At 60.8% G+C, this 15758-nt stretch carries 15 protein-coding genes and 1 pseudogene; 9 read left to right on the forward strand and 7 right to left on the reverse strand.

Translation table 11 applies throughout. The features are described 5' to 3' along the window. Positions 1–34: 34 nt before the first annotated feature. On the forward strand, positions 35–937 hold the full coding sequence (locus VI340_RS02490; RefSeq protein ID WP_336357712.1) for a diacylglycerol/lipid kinase family protein: 903 nt from the start codon (positions 35–37) through the stop codon (positions 935–937). Positions 938–1027: 90 nt separating this feature from the next. Next, entirely contained in the window at positions 1028–2956 is a 1929-nt protein-coding gene (locus VI340_RS02495) for an SLC13 family permease (RefSeq protein ID WP_049942956.1), read from the forward strand. Positions 2957–2972: 16 nt separating this feature from the next. On the opposite strand, the gene VI340_RS02500 is transcribed toward VI340_RS02495, so the two are convergent. After that, positions 2973–3815 carry a PspA/IM30 family protein gene (locus tag VI340_RS02500; RefSeq protein ID WP_008310618.1) on the reverse strand — a complete coding sequence of 281 codons (843 nt, stop codon included), beginning with the start codon at positions 3813–3815 and terminating at the stop codon, positions 2973–2975. A 60-nt stretch (positions 3816–3875) separates the two neighbouring features. Here VI340_RS02500 and VI340_RS02505 point away from each other — a divergent pair, with 60 nt between their 5' ends. Further along, positions 3876–4469, forward strand: a complete 594-nt coding sequence (locus VI340_RS02505; protein ID WP_336357713.1) for an alpha/beta hydrolase — start codon at positions 3876–3878, stop codon at positions 4467–4469. A gap of 639 nt (positions 4470–5108) precedes the next feature. On the opposite strand, the pseudogene VI340_RS02510 reads toward VI340_RS02505, so the two are convergent. The 3 genes and pseudogenes from VI340_RS02510 to VI340_RS02520 form a co-directional block, all read right to left on the reverse strand. Beyond that, a pseudogene (locus VI340_RS02510) lies at positions 5109–5585 on the reverse strand (transposase); the annotation flags it as partial. Positions 5586–5730: 145 nt separating this feature from the next. Continuing rightward, positions 5731–6384 (reverse strand): hypothetical protein, encoded by a 654-nt coding sequence (locus tag VI340_RS02515; RefSeq protein WP_336357714.1) that lies wholly within the window; start codon positions 6382–6384, stop codon positions 5731–5733. 401 nt (positions 6385–6785) lie between these two features. Continuing rightward, complete coding sequence (locus VI340_RS02520; RefSeq protein ID WP_336357715.1) at positions 6786–7991, reverse strand: NAD(P)/FAD-dependent oxidoreductase; 1206 nt, start codon at positions 7989–7991, stop codon at positions 6786–6788. 597 nt (positions 7992–8588) lie between these two features. On the opposite strand from VI340_RS02520, the gene VI340_RS02525 reads away from it, so the two are divergent. The 6 genes from VI340_RS02525 to VI340_RS02550 all read left to right on the forward strand — a co-directional run bounded on the left by VI340_RS02525 (position 8589) and on the right by VI340_RS02550 (position 13085). Next, positions 8589–8762: a hypothetical protein gene (locus VI340_RS02525; RefSeq protein ID WP_336357716.1), complete on the forward strand. Its 174-nt coding sequence runs from the start codon at positions 8589–8591 to the stop codon at positions 8760–8762. Between the two features lie 48 nt (positions 8763–8810). After that, positions 8811–9002 (forward strand): hypothetical protein, encoded by a 192-nt coding sequence (locus VI340_RS02530; RefSeq protein WP_336357717.1) that lies wholly within the window; start codon positions 8811–8813, stop codon positions 9000–9002. 77 nt (positions 9003–9079) lie between these two features. Then, positions 9080–10741 carry a CTP synthase gene (locus tag VI340_RS02535; protein ID WP_008310613.1) on the forward strand — a complete coding sequence of 554 codons (1662 nt, stop codon included), beginning with the start codon at positions 9080–9082 and terminating at the stop codon, positions 10739–10741. Continuing rightward, entirely contained in the window at positions 10741–11658 is a 918-nt protein-coding gene (gene guaA / locus VI340_RS02540; protein WP_336357718.1) for a glutamine-hydrolyzing GMP synthase, read from the forward strand. Before VI340_RS02535 ends, guaA begins: the two co-directional genes overlap by 1 nt. Next, complete coding sequence (locus VI340_RS02545; protein ID WP_336357719.1) at positions 11655–11966, forward strand: DUF7126 family protein; 312 nt, start codon at positions 11655–11657, stop codon at positions 11964–11966. Before guaA ends, VI340_RS02545 begins: the two co-directional genes overlap by 4 nt. A gap of 150 nt (positions 11967–12116) precedes the next feature. After that, entirely contained in the window at positions 12117–13085 is a 969-nt protein-coding gene (locus tag VI340_RS02550) for a mechanosensitive ion channel family protein (protein ID WP_336357720.1), read from the forward strand. A gap of 10 nt (positions 13086–13095) precedes the next feature. Here VI340_RS02550 and VI340_RS02555 read toward each other — a convergent pair whose 3' ends face one another. The 3 genes from VI340_RS02555 to VI340_RS02565 all read right to left on the reverse strand — a co-directional run bounded on the left by VI340_RS02555 (position 13096) and on the right by VI340_RS02565 (position 15720). Further along, positions 13096–13770: an MBL fold metallo-hydrolase gene (locus tag VI340_RS02555; RefSeq protein WP_336357721.1), complete on the reverse strand. Its 675-nt coding sequence runs from the start codon at positions 13768–13770 to the stop codon at positions 13096–13098. Positions 13771–13847: 77 nt separating this feature from the next. Then, complete coding sequence (locus VI340_RS02560; RefSeq protein WP_336357722.1) at positions 13848–14672, reverse strand: aldo/keto reductase; 825 nt, start codon at positions 14670–14672, stop codon at positions 13848–13850. A gap of 82 nt (positions 14673–14754) precedes the next feature. Then, complete coding sequence (locus VI340_RS02565; protein ID WP_336357723.1) at positions 14755–15720, reverse strand: WD40/YVTN/BNR-like repeat-containing protein; 966 nt, start codon at positions 15718–15720, stop codon at positions 14755–14757. Between the last annotated feature and the right edge of the window lie 38 nt (positions 15721–15758).

Below are 15758 nucleotides of genomic sequence, written 5' to 3' on the forward strand. Positions count from 1 at the left end.
ACGGTATAAGTGCCGGACCGGACTCGCTAGTACTATGCAGATTGGCTCGCGTCGGTGTATCCTCAACCCCGTCAGCGGCGACGGCGAGCACGCCGACTACGTCCCGCGGCTGATGGCGGCGCGCGGGTTCGAGGTGTCCGAAACCAAGGCGGCGGGCGACGCGGTCGAACTCGGCCGCGAGGCGGGCCGAGCCGAGGCCTCGGAGGTGGCCGTCTGTGGCGGCGACGGGACGGTGAACGAGGTCATCCGTGGGCTCGACGACGCCGGCCACCTCGACTCGGTGACGCTGAGCGTCGTCCCGGCCGGAACGGCGAACCTCCTGGCCGGGAACATCGGTGTCACGGACATCGAACACGGTGTCGAAATCGCCGACACCGGCGACACGCGCCCGGTCGATGTCGGTGTCGCCGACGACGAGCCGTTTCTCGTCTCCTGTATCGCCGGTCTCCCCGCCGACGCCAGCGTCTCGACACCGGGCGACCTCAAGGAGCGGTTCGGCACGCTGGCCTTTCTGCTCACCGGGGCACAGGAGGCGCTCCGCTTCGACGGGTTCGACATCACTGTCGCGGCTGTCGGCGAGGACGGCCCGTTCACATGGTCGGGCGAGGCCGCCTGTCTCTTGGTGGGCAACGCCCGTAAGTTCGTCGCGGAAGGCGGGCAAGCAAACATGGAAGACGGCCTGCTGGACGTGGCTATCGTCGAACAGATGCCAACGGGGAACCTTGTCGCGGAGGCCATCGGTCAGCGACTCCTGTCGCTCGATACCGACGGGGTGACCCACGTTCGTGCGAAGGGGATCTCGGTTAGCGGCGACGGCGACGAACTCACGTTCAGCCGCGACGGCGAACTCAGCACGCACGAGGCGCTGTCGCTGTCGGTGCGCGAGCGCGCCCTCACGCTTCGCGTCGGGGCGGGCTACGCGCCGAACCCGGACTGAGACCGGTCGCCTGTCCCAGCCGTCCACCGGCGGGGTGATCGGTCGGAATCGCCCCCGACGCTTTTGCCCCCATCCATCGAGGGCAATGGTATGCCCCCGCTCTCGATGGGTGCGCTCGTGGTCTTCGCGCTCGTCGCCGCCGCCCTGACGCTGTTCGTCACCGAGTGGCTGCCGCCTGACATGACGGCCATCGCCGTCCTCGTCGCGCTGGTCGTGCTGGAACCGTACACCGGTGTCCCGGCACGGACGTCCATCGAGGGATTCGCCAGCCCGGCGGTGGTCACCATCGTCGCGATGTACATCCTCAGCGCCGGCGTCGAATCGGCCGGCGTCGTCGACTGGCTGGCCGGGAGGTTGGCGGCGCTGACCGGCGGCGACGAGCAGCGCCTGCTGGCCGCCATCGTGGGCACGACGGGCGTCAGCGCGGGGTTCGTCAACAACACGCCGGTGGTCGCGGTCTTCATCCCGCTGGTCACCGGGCTCTCGGAGCGATACGGTATCTCGCCGTCGAACCTGCTGTTGCCGCTCTCTTTCGCCGCGATGCTCGGCGGGACGCTCACGCTGGTCGGTACCTCGACGAACCTCCTCGCCAGCGACCTCTCGGCGCAGTTGCTCGGCCGGCCGTTCTCGATGTTCACGCTGACGCCCGTCGGCGTCGTCGTCCTCGCCGTCGGCGTGGCCTACCTGCTGACGGTCGGTCGGGCGCTCGTCCCCGAACGGGTCCACCCCGCGGCCGATTTCACGGAGGAGTTCGACATGGACCGCCACCTGTCACAGTTACAGGTGCGCGAGTCGTCGCCGCTGGTCGGACTGACGGTGCAGGAAGCACTGGAAGGCGGCGTCCCCGACGACGTGGTCGAAGCAGTCGCGGACGTGGTCGATGCGGGAGAGTCGCTGCCGACCGAGGCCACCGTCGAACAGGTCCTCGCCGCGAGCGACCCGCTTGACATCGATGTGCTCCAGATCGACCGCAACGGCGAGTCGTTCTTCGCGACGGCCACCGACCGACCGCTCGAACCCGGCGACGTGCTGACCGTCCGCGGGAACCGACAGGCCGTCAATCAGTTCGCCCAGACGCTCGACCTGCGGGACCTCGCCCGCGAGTCCGTCACGGCGGACCTCCTGGCAGAGAGCGGCCATCCGGGCGTTCTCGCGGAGGCCGTCATTCACAGGGAGTCCCGGCTCCGCGGGCGACGGCTCGCCGACGTGCAACTGCGCAGTCGGTTCGACGTGACGGTCCTCGCCGTCCGCCGCGGCGACGAGATCATCCACGAGAACCTCGCGGCGGTCGAACTGTCCGCTGGCGACCTGCTCTTGCTCCAGACGCCTCTCGACGAGGTGGGCCACCTGCAGGACGAGGGGTACCTGTTCTTGACCGAGGGTCCCCCGGAGCTGTTCGACGCGCTCGACGGCGGCCCGCCGTCGCTCGACGCCGCGGCGGCGGTCCCGCTCGCGACCCTGCTCGCAGTCATCGCGCTCGCGGCGCTGGACCTGCTTCCGATCTATATCGCCGCACTCGGCGGCGTCGTCGCCACGGTCGCGACCGGCACGCTGAGCGCGTCGAAGGCCTACGACGCGGTGAGCTGGAACATCGTGTTCCTGCTTGCCGGACTGCTCCCGCTGGGGCAGGCGATGCAAGCGACCGGCGGGGCCGCGTTCGTCGGTGGCCTCCTCGTCGACGCGGCCGGCGTCCTCCCGCCGCTCGCGCTGCTGGCGCTGGTGTACCTCCTGACGGCCGTCCTCGCCAGCGTCATCACTCCGGCCGCGACCGTCGTGCTGATGATTCCGATTGCCGTCGCCACCGCCGCCGAGATCGGCGTCGCCGGGTTCCCGTTCCTCGTCGTCGTGACCTTCGCGGTCGCAACGTCGTTCCTGACACCTATCGGCTATCAGACGAACCTGATGGTGTACGGCCCCGGCGGGTACCGCTTTACCGACTTCCTGCGCGTCGGCGGCCCGCTACAGCTCCTTCTGTGCGTCGTCACGACGCTCTCGGTGTCTGTCGTCTGGCCGCTGTAAAAGTCCCGCGGCGGCGTTACTTCTCGTCTTCTTTCAGTTCGTCGAGTTCTGACTCGACCTCGCTCTCATCGACGTCGACCTGCGTACTCTCGTCCGTGAGTTCCTTCTCCAGTTCGGCCTCGGAGACGTCTGCGTCGCTCGACCCGCTGTCGCCGTCCTCGGCTTTCCCCATCTCGGCTTTCAGCGTGTCGAGTTCGGCGTCGACCGAGCCTTTCTGTCTGACCTCCTCAAGCTCTCGCTCCAGCGAACTCTCATCAGAGATCTGGCTTTCGAGAACACCGTCTTCCTTGAGTTCGTCCATCGCCTGTGAGCGGGCTTCCATATCCTCGGTGCGTTCCTCCGCACGCTCGATAGCCTGATTGATGTCCTGCATCTCGTCGCCCGCGCCCGTCATCGCCTCGTTGACGCGCGCCGACGCCTTCGCGGCCTCGTGGCGGGCCTTCATCGTCTCCTTCTTGGTCCGGAACTGCTCGATCTGTTTCTGGAGTTCGTCTTTCTGCTCGACTAGCTGGTCCTGCTGGCTTTGCAGGTCCTGTATCTGGCCCTCCAGATCCTCGATCTGGCTCATCTTCTGCTTTTTCTTCTCCAACGCCTGACGGGCGAGGTCCTCTCGGTCCTGCTCGACGGCCTGGCGTGCCTGTTCGTTGTGCTTCTCGACGTTCTCTTCGAGGCGGCGCTTCTGTATCTCCAGTCGCTTCTTCTGGGTCGTCAGGTCCGCGATGCCCTGCTTGACGTCCTGCAGTTCGTCACGCAACTGCTCGTAGCTGTAGTCGAGGGTCTCTGTCGGGTCCTCCGCCCGGTTCAGGACGGCGTTGAGCTTGGAGCGGATGACGTACGACGCGCGCGAGAGGATTCCCATGTATGCGCATTGGTCTCTCCAACCTTAAATTTCTTACAGCGGTGTGGCGTCTGAACACGTATGACTACCGTCGGGATACCGGGCGGGCGGGGCGTCACCGCGTCGCTCGACCGGCCGGCGTCGGACTCCGTCGTCGTCGCGTGCCCGCCGCATCCGCAGTACGGCGGCTCCCGGTCTGATAGTCGCCTGGAAGCGGTCAGCGACGCGCTTGCTCCCGATATCGGCTGTCTCCGCTTCGACTATGGCGCGTGGGACGAGGGCCGCGGCGAGCGGGCCGACGCCGAGAACGCCCTGGCGTGGGCAAGTGAGCGGGCAGACGCCGTCGGCCTCTTTGGTTACAGTTTCGGCGCGGCCGTGGCGCTCTATGCGGCTGCCGAACTCGATAGCGGGTCCGAGCCGGCGGTCCTCTCCGTCCTCGCTCCGCCGGCCGGACTGACCGACCATCTCGATGCTGTCGCCGCACTCGACGCCATCGACTGCCCGGTACAGGTCGTGGTCGGCGAGCGCGACGACACCGTGGACTGGGAGCCGGTCGCCGACCGCGCTGTCGAACTGGGACACGCCGTGGAGCGACTGCCGGCCGACCACCACTTCGTCGGCCAGAGCGGCCGCATCGGCGAGACTGTCGGTCCGTTCCTCCGTGACCGATTGTAACGCAACTGCTGGGCAGTACAGAGCGTCATACAACTTTTTACAAGGTATTGATTTCAGACAGTGTCGCCTGAATAGACTGCACGGTAGGACTGCATATGTAACGCGGAAGACGTATAAGGTATCCAGAGATATTGTTCGTGCGAGTCAACGTTCAGTTCTCCGTGATACGGTATTCATGGGGTGCACTTTTACAGCGTTTCTCGCTATTCTTGGCGGTCTTATCGCTATGGTTCTCAGTGAACCTCCTGTAACGTTCTTAATCGACCCGTTCACAGACCCATTTTGGCTGGTCGCGGTAGCTATCGGTCTGTTTTTTTGTTGTCACCGCGTACCGACGGGCAAACGCAAATTTCGCTTAAGGTATGGCATCTGTGCTGATATACCTACACATCTACCTAGCAGCTGTTCCAGCAGGAAAGTTGTCGAACCACTAGGATTACACCTATGGAAACGCTGCTATCTAGATAAACCACCGGTTTCGACAAAATAGTTGAGCCATCCTGTAGTCTGCCGTTCTCCCAGTCGGCAGGCGGCCGATCTCTTCAGGCGGTGCGGTTGTGGTCTGGCGACAGCTATCACTAATGCTGGTCCCGACCGGCCACTGAGGGCCGCACACCTGGCGGCCCTCAGTTCCCTCGTCTACGCACTCATATCGGGTAGATCGTATACCTCGCCTCGGTCTATCATGTGATAGATCGACACCAGCATTTTCTGAGAGCAGGCTACGATCGCCTTCTATGAGTTTTTCCGGCCTGCTAGCCGCTGGTAGAAACGGATCAGGTACTCATCGTTACAGGTGTGAACTGCTATGTTTGCAGCCTGGACGAGCAACCACCGGACACAACCCGATCCACCTTTCGAAATACTTCCTTCGATCCGCGAGTCGGGCGACTCGCGGATCACTGGGTTCAACCCAACGTAGCTGACAACCGATTTATCACCGTCCAATCGACTGATCTCGCCTAGCTCGGCGTAAATTGTCAACGCTGTATAGTAACTCACGCCGGGTATCGTCATCAGCAGCTGGGTCTCCTTCAGAGACCCAGCGCGCTCTTCGATCGTTTCTTCGAGGTTCCGAATTTCCTCGGTGAGCGTCTCAATCAACTCAATATACGACCGAGGATCAGGGTGAGCGTTACCGGCTGGCGAGTGTAACGGGCGGTCAGGTGAGCATCGCTGACGGTGACAGCCGCCGGTCGGAGGGAACGCCTGTTTAGGAGGAATCTCGATCTAGTATATTAACACTTGACAACCCTGAACCTCATATTAGATTTGGCAAGTAAAACTCAATAAACATGAATATAAGAGGAAGAATCACAGAACCAACCAACTGAAACAGTATATTCACTTGAAGTGGATAGAGGCTCACGGAATTATAATTGTCATAATTCCGTTGAACTCGTTCGAGTTCTAACCGCTTATTTAATTCAGACAACTCGTCTTGATCCGGATCATTCGTAGCCTCCTCTATTTGATGATATTCCTCACGGAGTTCCTCAAGTACAGCATCACGGTATTCTTGTGCTCTCCGGTTAACGATGGCAGTCGGATAAATAAAGGAGGCAAATATGGTTAGAATCAATATTCCTGCACCAGCAAATATGATTTCAGAGACACCGCCTGCTGATGAAAAATAGAACAGGAGCGGTAAAAATAACGAGGCAGTTGAGAATAGAAGCGTAGTTCGGATAGAAACATATCCAACATTGCTAAGCCCGCCTAAATTGTCAGGGTGCAAGGGATCAATCTCTAATTCGTACTCTGTGAGTTCACGAATGAGTAGTATTGTTGTAATTGGGCCAACATATCCATGACTCAAAATTGATCCAATGTAGATAGCGTATGCATATGTGGTCCAAATAAATATTGAACCTGTGCCTGTCATACCCTGCGCTTTGAGCGCTGGTTCACTCACGTATACGATACTTGTTAGTAAGACCGTAAAAAATATTGAAACGGACAATCGGTGGTTAGCGAAAAATTTGTTATACTTCCTCGATAACCTTTCCCGTTCCTGTTTGTCAGGGATGAGTTCAGAAAGATGATTAAAAAACGCCGGTAGTACTCTTTCATCGTAATACCAAATTAGAGATGGTGCAATATTAATCCAGATTAACCCTAATATAGAAGCATAAATAAATGAGATCGTAATTGAGTCCCAAAACAGAATCGTGTAGCAGATGGATAATATATTCCACGGCATGGAGAATTTCAATATACTAACTGCTACTGGGTTCGAAATGCCAAGTATTCCATTCTCAACCTGCTCACTCACCCAATGAGAGTCATAATCAAATTTTTCATGCATGTGCTTAATCACTCCAATTTTGCTGAATTATATTCCCAGTTATCAGTATAGGCATCAAACAGTCGCTTGAGCATCTGGCGATCTGCAACGAGTTGTGTAGCAACAACTGGATGCTGAATAACACGTCCAATAACACGCTTTGGTTGACGAGTGATATCATCGATAGTCAACCCTTCCAGAGCTTCAGCGACACTGGCGAGTAGATGTGGGTCCTCGTGTTCAACCCAAGCACCTCGCATCAATCGGGCGAGACGATATTCCGATTTCATGTTATTAAATAATTCATCTGGATAGTCAGATTCCCTGCCCTCTGCAATCAATTTACCGAGGAGATTTGCAGATCTTATGCCCTGACAAATACCTTCTCCTTGGTATCGGTTAGCTATCCCGGCCGAATCGCCCACTAGGAAGACATTATCTTCGGGCATATGAACGGCTTGGGGTTCAAGACTGGGACCACGCGGAATCGTATAAATATTCACGTCCTCCTGATCTGGCACTGGGAAACCATTACGCTCTGCTGCTGCCTCCAACGCACTCATGTAATCATTCGGCCGTTGATCACCCGCCCACCCGATTCCAACGTTCGCATGTGTTTCTGACTTCGGGAATGACCATGAGTACCCGACATACCCCTCAAAGAAGATTCGTGGATAATCGATATAGTCAGAAAAATCCCCTTCCACCGTAGCGTTTAGGGCTACCATGTCCCCTGTATAGTCTGGGACTTCATCATTAATCTTAGATGTAAGAGATGGTTGACCCGTCGCATCCACGACGTAATCATATTCTTCAATTATATCATGATATTCATTTGCCGTGATTGAACTGCCAGTCTCGAAAACGACCCCTCTATCGGAAAGCTTCTGTGCCCACTTTTGTTCTACTGTATCACGGTCACATATATAGCCTGCATCACACCTGAGATTCGAGACTCCCAGTGGCTCTTCATTATGACTTCGATCAGTACCGGAGTATACTCGTAGTTGGAAGCCCGTGACATTATTGAGAAATCCATTCGAAGAGGTTTTTTTCAGAGGTACGAGGGTGGCATCGTTGATGGCCTCGCCACAGTCAACTCGTTTTTCATCGTATTCCTGACGTTCGAAGACACGTATCTCGTTTATTTTTCCCAGACCAACTAATTTTTCTGCGGCACCCAACCCCGATACCGAACCACCAATTATGGCCACATCCTGTGTTTGTGGATCCATTTCTGTCATATATTGTAGAGCCTGTTTTAATAATTCTCGGTTAAAACCATTGAGCTAACCAATCTAAGAGTGATTGTAAACCTTAATTCTAAAAATATGAACCCTCTGTTTTCCTCATTATATGGCCACAATTTGGACAATTGAACTGCATGTGGTGCTCGTCTTTGATTATACCATCATCGTGGGCCTGGCGGAAATCTGCATTTTGCTTCGCACAGGGTAGGTGCCAATGTTCCTCACAGTTTTCGCAGGTCCCATACTGCGTATTCTCTACACTCTTTTCACAGTACATACACTCGGGAGAACCGAAAAGTCCCATAGAGTATCTAATATGGCAGTGGTACATAATATTAATTATCAGGGCACTTTTTGATGTTAAACTATAAAATCCCGCGCTTGGACGCAACTGGATCAATAGGTTGCTGAACTCAGCGTCTGTATCTTGTCCGAGATTCTTGAAAAGTATCGATTTAGTCAATAGGTTGAATGATGTGTGAGTTACCTGTACTGACCGTTTCAACTCGGGCCTGACAACAGTTCTATGACACCATAGGACAGTACCGAAAGACAGAGACACCGGCGGCCCGACCTCCGGACATGAACCGCGCGCTCACGTTCGCCGCTGTTTCGTTCACTACTACTCTGGTAGCGCTATTAGTACTGATGCAGACGGCGCTCGTCGCGGGCGGCCCAGCCAGAGCGGTCGTCCTCGCCACGATGGGTGGGGTGGGGACGTACGTCGCTATCAGATCCGGCGTCCTCAAATCCTAACCCCCGATCGAAGGTACATTTATAATATATACTGATAAATATTGTAGTATGTCAACGCACGCCAGGGAGGCGGTGTCGCAGTCGACACGCCAGGGCGCCGTGTCACTTCTGGGAGGCTTCGTCGCCGGCTACCTGCTGTTTATTGCTATCGGCTCTAGCCCCGGCGACGCGCTGTTTTCGGCGCTGTCGCTTGCCCTTCTCGTGACGGCGTGGCGCGTCCTCACACAGCCCTCACTGTAGCCGCGTTGACACTGCGACGCGGTGGCGAACAGTGCGCGCTCCGAAACCGTTTAGACCACGCGGGGTTCACCGTCGGTATGCCGACCGAACCCGAAACGGACTACGACCCGGAACTGGGTCGGAAGTTCATCTTCGTCACCGGTGGCGTGATGTCTGGCCTGGGGAAAGGCATCACCGCCGCCAGCACAGGTAGATTACTCAAAAACGCCGGGTTCGACGTTACAGCGGTCAAAATCGACCCGTATCTGAACGTCGACGCCGGTACGATGAACCCCTTCCAGCACGGCGAGGTGTACGTGCTCAAAGACGGCGGGGAGGTCGACCTCGACCTGGGGAACTACGAGCGCTTCCTCGACATCGACATGACCTTCGACCACAACGTCACCACGGGGAAGACCTACCAGCACGTCATCGAGAAGGAGCGGTCCGGCGACTACCTCGGTCGCACGGTCCAGATCATCCCGCATATTACCGACGACATCAAACGCCGCATCCGCGAGGCCGCCGAGGGCAACGACGTCTGTATCATCGAGGTCGGCGGCACCGTCGGCGACATCGAGGGGATGCCGTATCTCGAAGCGCTCCGGCAGTTCGCCCACGAGGAAGACGAGGACGATATTCTCTTTACCCACGTCACGCTCGTTCCCTACTCGAAAAACGGCGAGCAGAAGACCAAGCCGACCCAGCACTCCGTGAAGGAACTGCGCTCTATCGGGCTCCAGCCGGACATTCTGGTCGGCCGCTGTTCCGACAAACTCGACATCGACACGAAGGAGAAGATCGCGCTGTTCTGTGACGTGCCGACGGAAGCCGTCTTCTCGAATCCCGACGTCGACGACATCTACCACGTCCCGCTGATGGTCGAGGAGGAAGGCCTCGACCAGTACGTGATGGAGGAACTCGACATCGCGACCGAAGCCCTGCCCGAAGACGAGCGGGAGAACCGCTGGCGCGACCTCGTCACCCAGCAGACCGAGGGCGAGGTCGAGGTCGCCCTCGTCGGCAAGTACGACCTCGAAGACGCCTACATGTCCGTCCACGAGGCGCTGAAACACGCCGGCCTGGAGAAGAACGTCGACGTGAACGTCCGGTGGGTCAACTCCGAGAAGATGGGCGACCACCACGCCGACCGGATGCGTGAGGCCGACGCCATCGTCGTGCCGGGTGGCTTCGGTGCCCGGGGCACGGAGGGCAAAATCGAAGCCATCCAGTACGCCCGCGAGAACGACGTTCCCTTCCTCGGGCTGTGTCTCGGATTCCAGATGGCCGTCGTCGAGTACGCCCGCAACGTGCTGGACTTGGACGACGCCCATTCCGCGGAACTGGACGAGGACACCCCACACCCCGTCATCGACATCCTGCCCGAGCAGTACGAGATCGAGGACATGGGCGGGACGATGCGGCTGGGGGCCCACGAGACCGACATCGACGCGAACACCCTCGCTGCGACGCTGTACGGCGGCGAGTCCTGCACGGAGCGGCACCGCCACCGCTACGAGGTCAATCCCGAGTACATCGACGACCTCGAAGCCGCTGGGCTGAAGTTCTCTGGCTACGCCGAAAACCGTATGGAGATACTCGAACTCGCGCCCGAGGACCACCCGTACTTTATCGGGACGCAGTTCCATCCGGAGTTCCGCTCCCGACCGACGCGCGCCAGCCCGCCCTTCGTCGGCCTGCTTGAGGCCGTGCTCGGCGACGACCCACACAGCGTGACGACCGAGGAGGTGAGCCACTGATGGTGGACGTCGACGAGTTCATCGCCGACGCGAAAGCCGAAATCGCCGACGAGATCGGCGACAAGAACGCCGTCATCGCGCTGTCGGGCGGTGTCGACTCCTCGACGGCCGCCGCCCTGGCCTACGAGGCCATCGGTGACCAGCTTACCCCCGTCTACGTCGACACTGGGCTGATGCGGAAAGGCGAGACCGACCAGATTCGCGAGACGTTCAGCTACATGGACTCGCTGCGGATCGTGGACGCGCAGGACCGCTTCCTAGACGCGCTCGGCGACGAGACCGACCCCGAGGAGAAGCGCCACATCATCGGCGAGCAGTTCATCCGGGAGTTCGAGACTGTCGCCAAGGACGTGGACGCGGACTACCTCGTCCAGGGGACCATCTACCCCGACCGCATCGAGAGCGAGGGGACCATCAAGTCCCACCACAACGTTGGCGGCCTCCCCGAGGTCGTCGACTTCGAGGGCATCGTCGAGCCGATGCGGGACCTCTACAAGGACGAGGTTCGTGAGGTGGCCCGCGCGCTCGACCTCGAAGAGATCATCTCCGAGCGGATGCCGTTCCCCGGCCCCGGCCTCGCCGTCCGCATCATCGGCGAAGTCACCGAGGAGAAACTGGAGGTGGCCCGCGAGGCCAACCACGTCGTCGAAGAGGAACTGGAGGAGTACGAACCGTGGCAGGCGCTCGCCGCTGTCATCGGCAAAGCGACGGGCGTCAAGGGCGACAACCGCGTCCACGGCTGGGTCGTCGCCGTCCGTTCCGTCGAGAGCCGGGACGGGATGACCGCCCGCGCACAGGAACTCGACTGGGACACGCTCCAGCGCATCCAGTCGCGCATCACCGGGGCCCACGAGAACGTCGCCCGCGTCGTCTACGACGTGACCCACAAACCGCCCGCGACCATCGAGTACGAATGAAGGTCGTTCTCGTCGGCACGGACCCGAACGGGCTCACGGACGCGCTCGAAGCCGAAGGCCACACGGTGTCGGTCGCCGACGTTGGCAACCGTCCCGGGCTGGAGGAGGCCGGCATCCACGAGGCCGACGTGTACCTGCTGACCGAGATGTCGCAGGCGACCTCCATCGCCGTCGCCAAGGACCTCGCCCCCGACCTCCGGGTCGTCGTCTACGCGGCGGGCTCCCTGCCGGACTTCGCCAGCCGACAGACCGACCTCGTCGTCGACCCGGACCTGCTCGGCGTTGAGGCGGTCGCCGAGGAACTGTAGGCTCGCCCGGTCTTTTCGTGTCTATGGTGTCCGCCCAGCAGTACCAACAGCCGGTCCGGCCGCACCCTCTTGCTGTTGAAGGAGCATAATTTAACACATTCTTCGACGGATTTAATAGATAGATTAAGAGAGTAACTACTGGATACACCTATGCTAGCGATTCAGGCCGTCACGGAACGACCGCTGTTGCTGCAAGCGAACGTCGCTGACCGAATCGTCGAATTCCTGACAACCCTCGTCGCCGACGGCGTATCGGCCGTCGGGACGATACTGATTGCGGCAGTCATCCTTGCCATCGGCTACGGGGTCGGCGAGTACCTCGACGGCGCGGTGTACGACTGGACGCTCGAACGCGGGCTCGACGACCGCGCCGAGGAAACGCCGGTGTCGGCCGTCACAGCGGAGTCGGACCCGGTCGCGTCCGCAGCAGGTCTGCTCGCCCGATATCTCGTCTATCTGGTCGCTGTTCTTGCGGCGGTCAGAACGCTGAACATCAGCGAGCTCCGGACGCTCGCCGCGACGCTGTTCGGGTACGTTCCGAACATCGTCGCCGCCGCAGTGTTCCTGGTCGTCGGGTTCGGTCTCGGCCGACTGCTGGGCACGCTCGTCCCCGGCCTCGTCTCCCGGCCCGGTCTCACGGAGAACTTCCCGGAAACGCACCTCGGACAACTGCTCGACGCTGACAGCGGCACCGTTGGCAGAGTGGCTGGTCTAGTCGTCGAGTACTACGTCTACGCGGCGGCCGTCTACGTCGCTGCGGCGACGCTCACTATCGCTCCCGTCGCGGCCCTGCTCCGTGATGGGCTGACCTACGCGCCGACCCTGGTCGGTGCCCTCGTCGTCCTCGTCCTGGGGGCACTGGTCGCCGACCACGTCGCCGACGTGATCACGTCGGTCGATGCAGCCGAAGAGTGGGTCTCGAAGCCGCTCCTCTCGGGAACGCTGCAGGCGCTCGTCTACCTGTTTACCGCCGTTATCGCGCTCAACCTCGCGGGCGTCGACTCGCTGCTGCTCGCCGTGTTGTTGCTCGCGGTCGTGTTCCCCGTCGGGATCGGGTTCGCGCTGGCGGTCGGGCTGGGCGGCCAAGACTTCGTGGCCGGCCGGCTCAGTAGCGACTAGGCCAGCCGTTTCACAGCGTCGCTGCCAGCTTACTGAGTTTCGCGGAACCCCCTTCCTCGAAGGGGACGCCGTGGCCCGGCACGGCGGTCTCGAAGTCAGGTGCGCGCTCGGCGAAGTCTCTGATACTCCGAGCAACGGCGTCGGTATCGTAGCTCACCAGCCACGGCGAGGGCTCGAAGCGGCCGCTGTCCTCCCGGACGAGGTCACCCAGCAGTCCAAGCGAATGGTCTTCGCTGACGTAGCAGACGTGCCCCGGCGTGTGGCCAGGGGTATCGTAGACAGTGAAACTGCCGACGGTGTCGCCGTCGGCGAGGGGGACGACGTCGTTGTCCGGCGCGTCGAGGAACGGCGAGACGAGTCGCTGGAACGCCCCCTTGTGGGTGCCCAGCGGCGGAGCCTGCTCGCCGGTGACCAGCGGGGCGTCCCGCTCCCCGACGTAGATAGTCACGTCGATGCCGTCGAAGGCCGACAGCCCGCCGACGTGGTCGAAGTCGAAATGCGTCAGCAGAATTCGGTCCAGATCCCGGAGTTCGTAGCCGGCGTCGCTCAGGCCGGCGATGAGCGCGTTGCCGTGCCAGGGTAGCCCCGCGTCCACGAGCGTTAGCGCTCCGTCGTCGTCGGCGAGCGTCGCGTTGACGCCCGTGAGGTCGTACCACCAGATATCATCGGCGAGCGCCGTTACCATAGCGCGGGATTGGTGTGTCGTCGTCAAAACGCTTGGTCACGAGTCGACGTGGCCGCTGAATGAGTCGGCCGTGGCGCTCAGAACGGCAACTGCGACCGGACGAACTGCACGCCGGTCTTGACCGTCGACGGGTCCCGGATCCGCTCCATCTCCGCGTCGGTGAGTTCGAAATCGAAGACTGCCATGTTCGCTTCGAGGTGTTCACGGCTGGACGCTTTCGGAATCGCTGCCACGCCCTCCTGCTGGACCAGCCACCGAAGCGCGACCTGCGCCGGAGATTTTCCGTACTTGTTGCCGATCTGGACGAGTGCGGGATCGTCGAGGACGCCGCCGCGAGCGAGGGGGCTGTAGGCGGTCAGGAGCACGTCGTGGATGCGACAGTAGTCCAGCAGTTTCCGCTGGTCCCAGTAGGGGTGGTACTGCACCTGGTCGGTGAAAATCGGAGCCGATGAGATGTCCCGCGCCTTGTCCAGCAGCGACGGCGAGAAGTTGCTGACGCCGATATGGCGGACCAGCCCCTCCTCGACGAGGTCGTTCATCGCCCCGAGCGTCTCCGACAGGGATGCCATCCACGGCGTGTTCGGCCAGTGGATGAGCAGGAGGTCGAGGTAGTCCGTTCCCAGTTTGTTCAGGCTCTCCCGCGTCGACCGTCGGACGCTCCGCTCGTCGCGATTGGAGCCGTCGAGCTTCGTCGTCAAAAACACGTCCTCGCGGTCGACCGCGGCGGCGTCCATCCCCAGTCCGACCTGCCGCTCGTTGCCGTACGCCTGCGCGGTGTCGATGTGGCGATAGCCCATATCCAGAGCTGTTTCGACGGTTTCACGGCAGGACTGGCCGGTGAGCTGCCACGTCCCGAGGCCGAGTGCGGGGACCGACGTACCCTGGACCTGAATGTCGTCCATGCAGGGTGTTGGAGGGGGCCGGTGAAAAGTCGTGGCTCCGACGCGCCGCTGTCCCGAGCCGGCCAGCGCTACTGCGTCGTCGTCACTTTTCGAGAATGGTCCCGCCCGAACCGACTGCGATATCCGTGCCGCCGCGGACGACGGCCGTCAGGTTCTCGCCGGCGGGCGTCTCCTCCTGGGTCCAGTCGCCACCGCCGAGGGCGTACACCTTGCCGCCGCCACCGACGGTGTAGCCGGCGCTGTCGTCGTCAGTGACCTTGATATCTCGAAGGCCGGCGTCGCCCGTGTCGGTCGGCGTCCATTCGGAGCCGTTCCAGTGGAAAATCATCCCACCGCCGCCGGACACCCACACGTCGTCCGGACCGTCGGAGTCGACGCCGTAGAAGTTGACGTTGGCGTCGGCGAGGCCGACCTTGTTCCACGTCGAGCCGTCGTCGGTGGCGAAGACGCTCTTGTTCCCGTCGACGATGTGGCCCGAGCGCACGCCGTGGAAGTCGACGGCGTTGATCGCCGACCCGGAGCCGGGCGTGGTGTAGTCCCACGTCTCGCTCGCGCCGTTCTCGAAGCTGTAGTACATCTTGCCGGAGTCGCCGGCGACGTAGACGTTCGCCTCGCCGGCCGTGCCGGTCACGGACACATCGTTGAAGTTGTTGGTCACGTCCATCGGGGCGCTGTGGTCGGTGAGCACGCCCGACTCGACGTCGTATTCGCCGATAGCGCCCGAGGCACCGACGAACCAGAGGGCCTTGCCGTCGTCGGTTACGTCGGCCCCGTAGAGGCTGTTCCCGTTGCCGGTCGGGCCACCGCCGACGACCTTCTGCCAGCCCCTGCTGGTCCGTTCGAGGACGATACCGCCACCCGCCACCGCGTACGCGCCGGTGGCCGTGTATTCGACGTCGTGGAGGGTGTTCCCGGTCGGGGACTCGACGGACTCCCAGGGACCGGCCGCCGCAACCGTCCCGGAGATGGCCGCCCCACCCAGTGCAGCTGCAGCTGTCGCGCCGATACCCGTGAGCACGCCGCGTCGTGTCGCGTTGCGATCGGACATGACACCCGACCCTGTGGACTGTCTCCACTTCAATGGGG

The sequence above is a fragment of the Haloarcula sp. CGMCC 1.6347 genome, from assembly GCF_037078395.1.
GTDB classification, from domain to species: domain Archaea; phylum Halobacteriota; class Halobacteria; order Halobacteriales; family Haloarculaceae; genus Haloarcula; species Haloarcula amylolytica.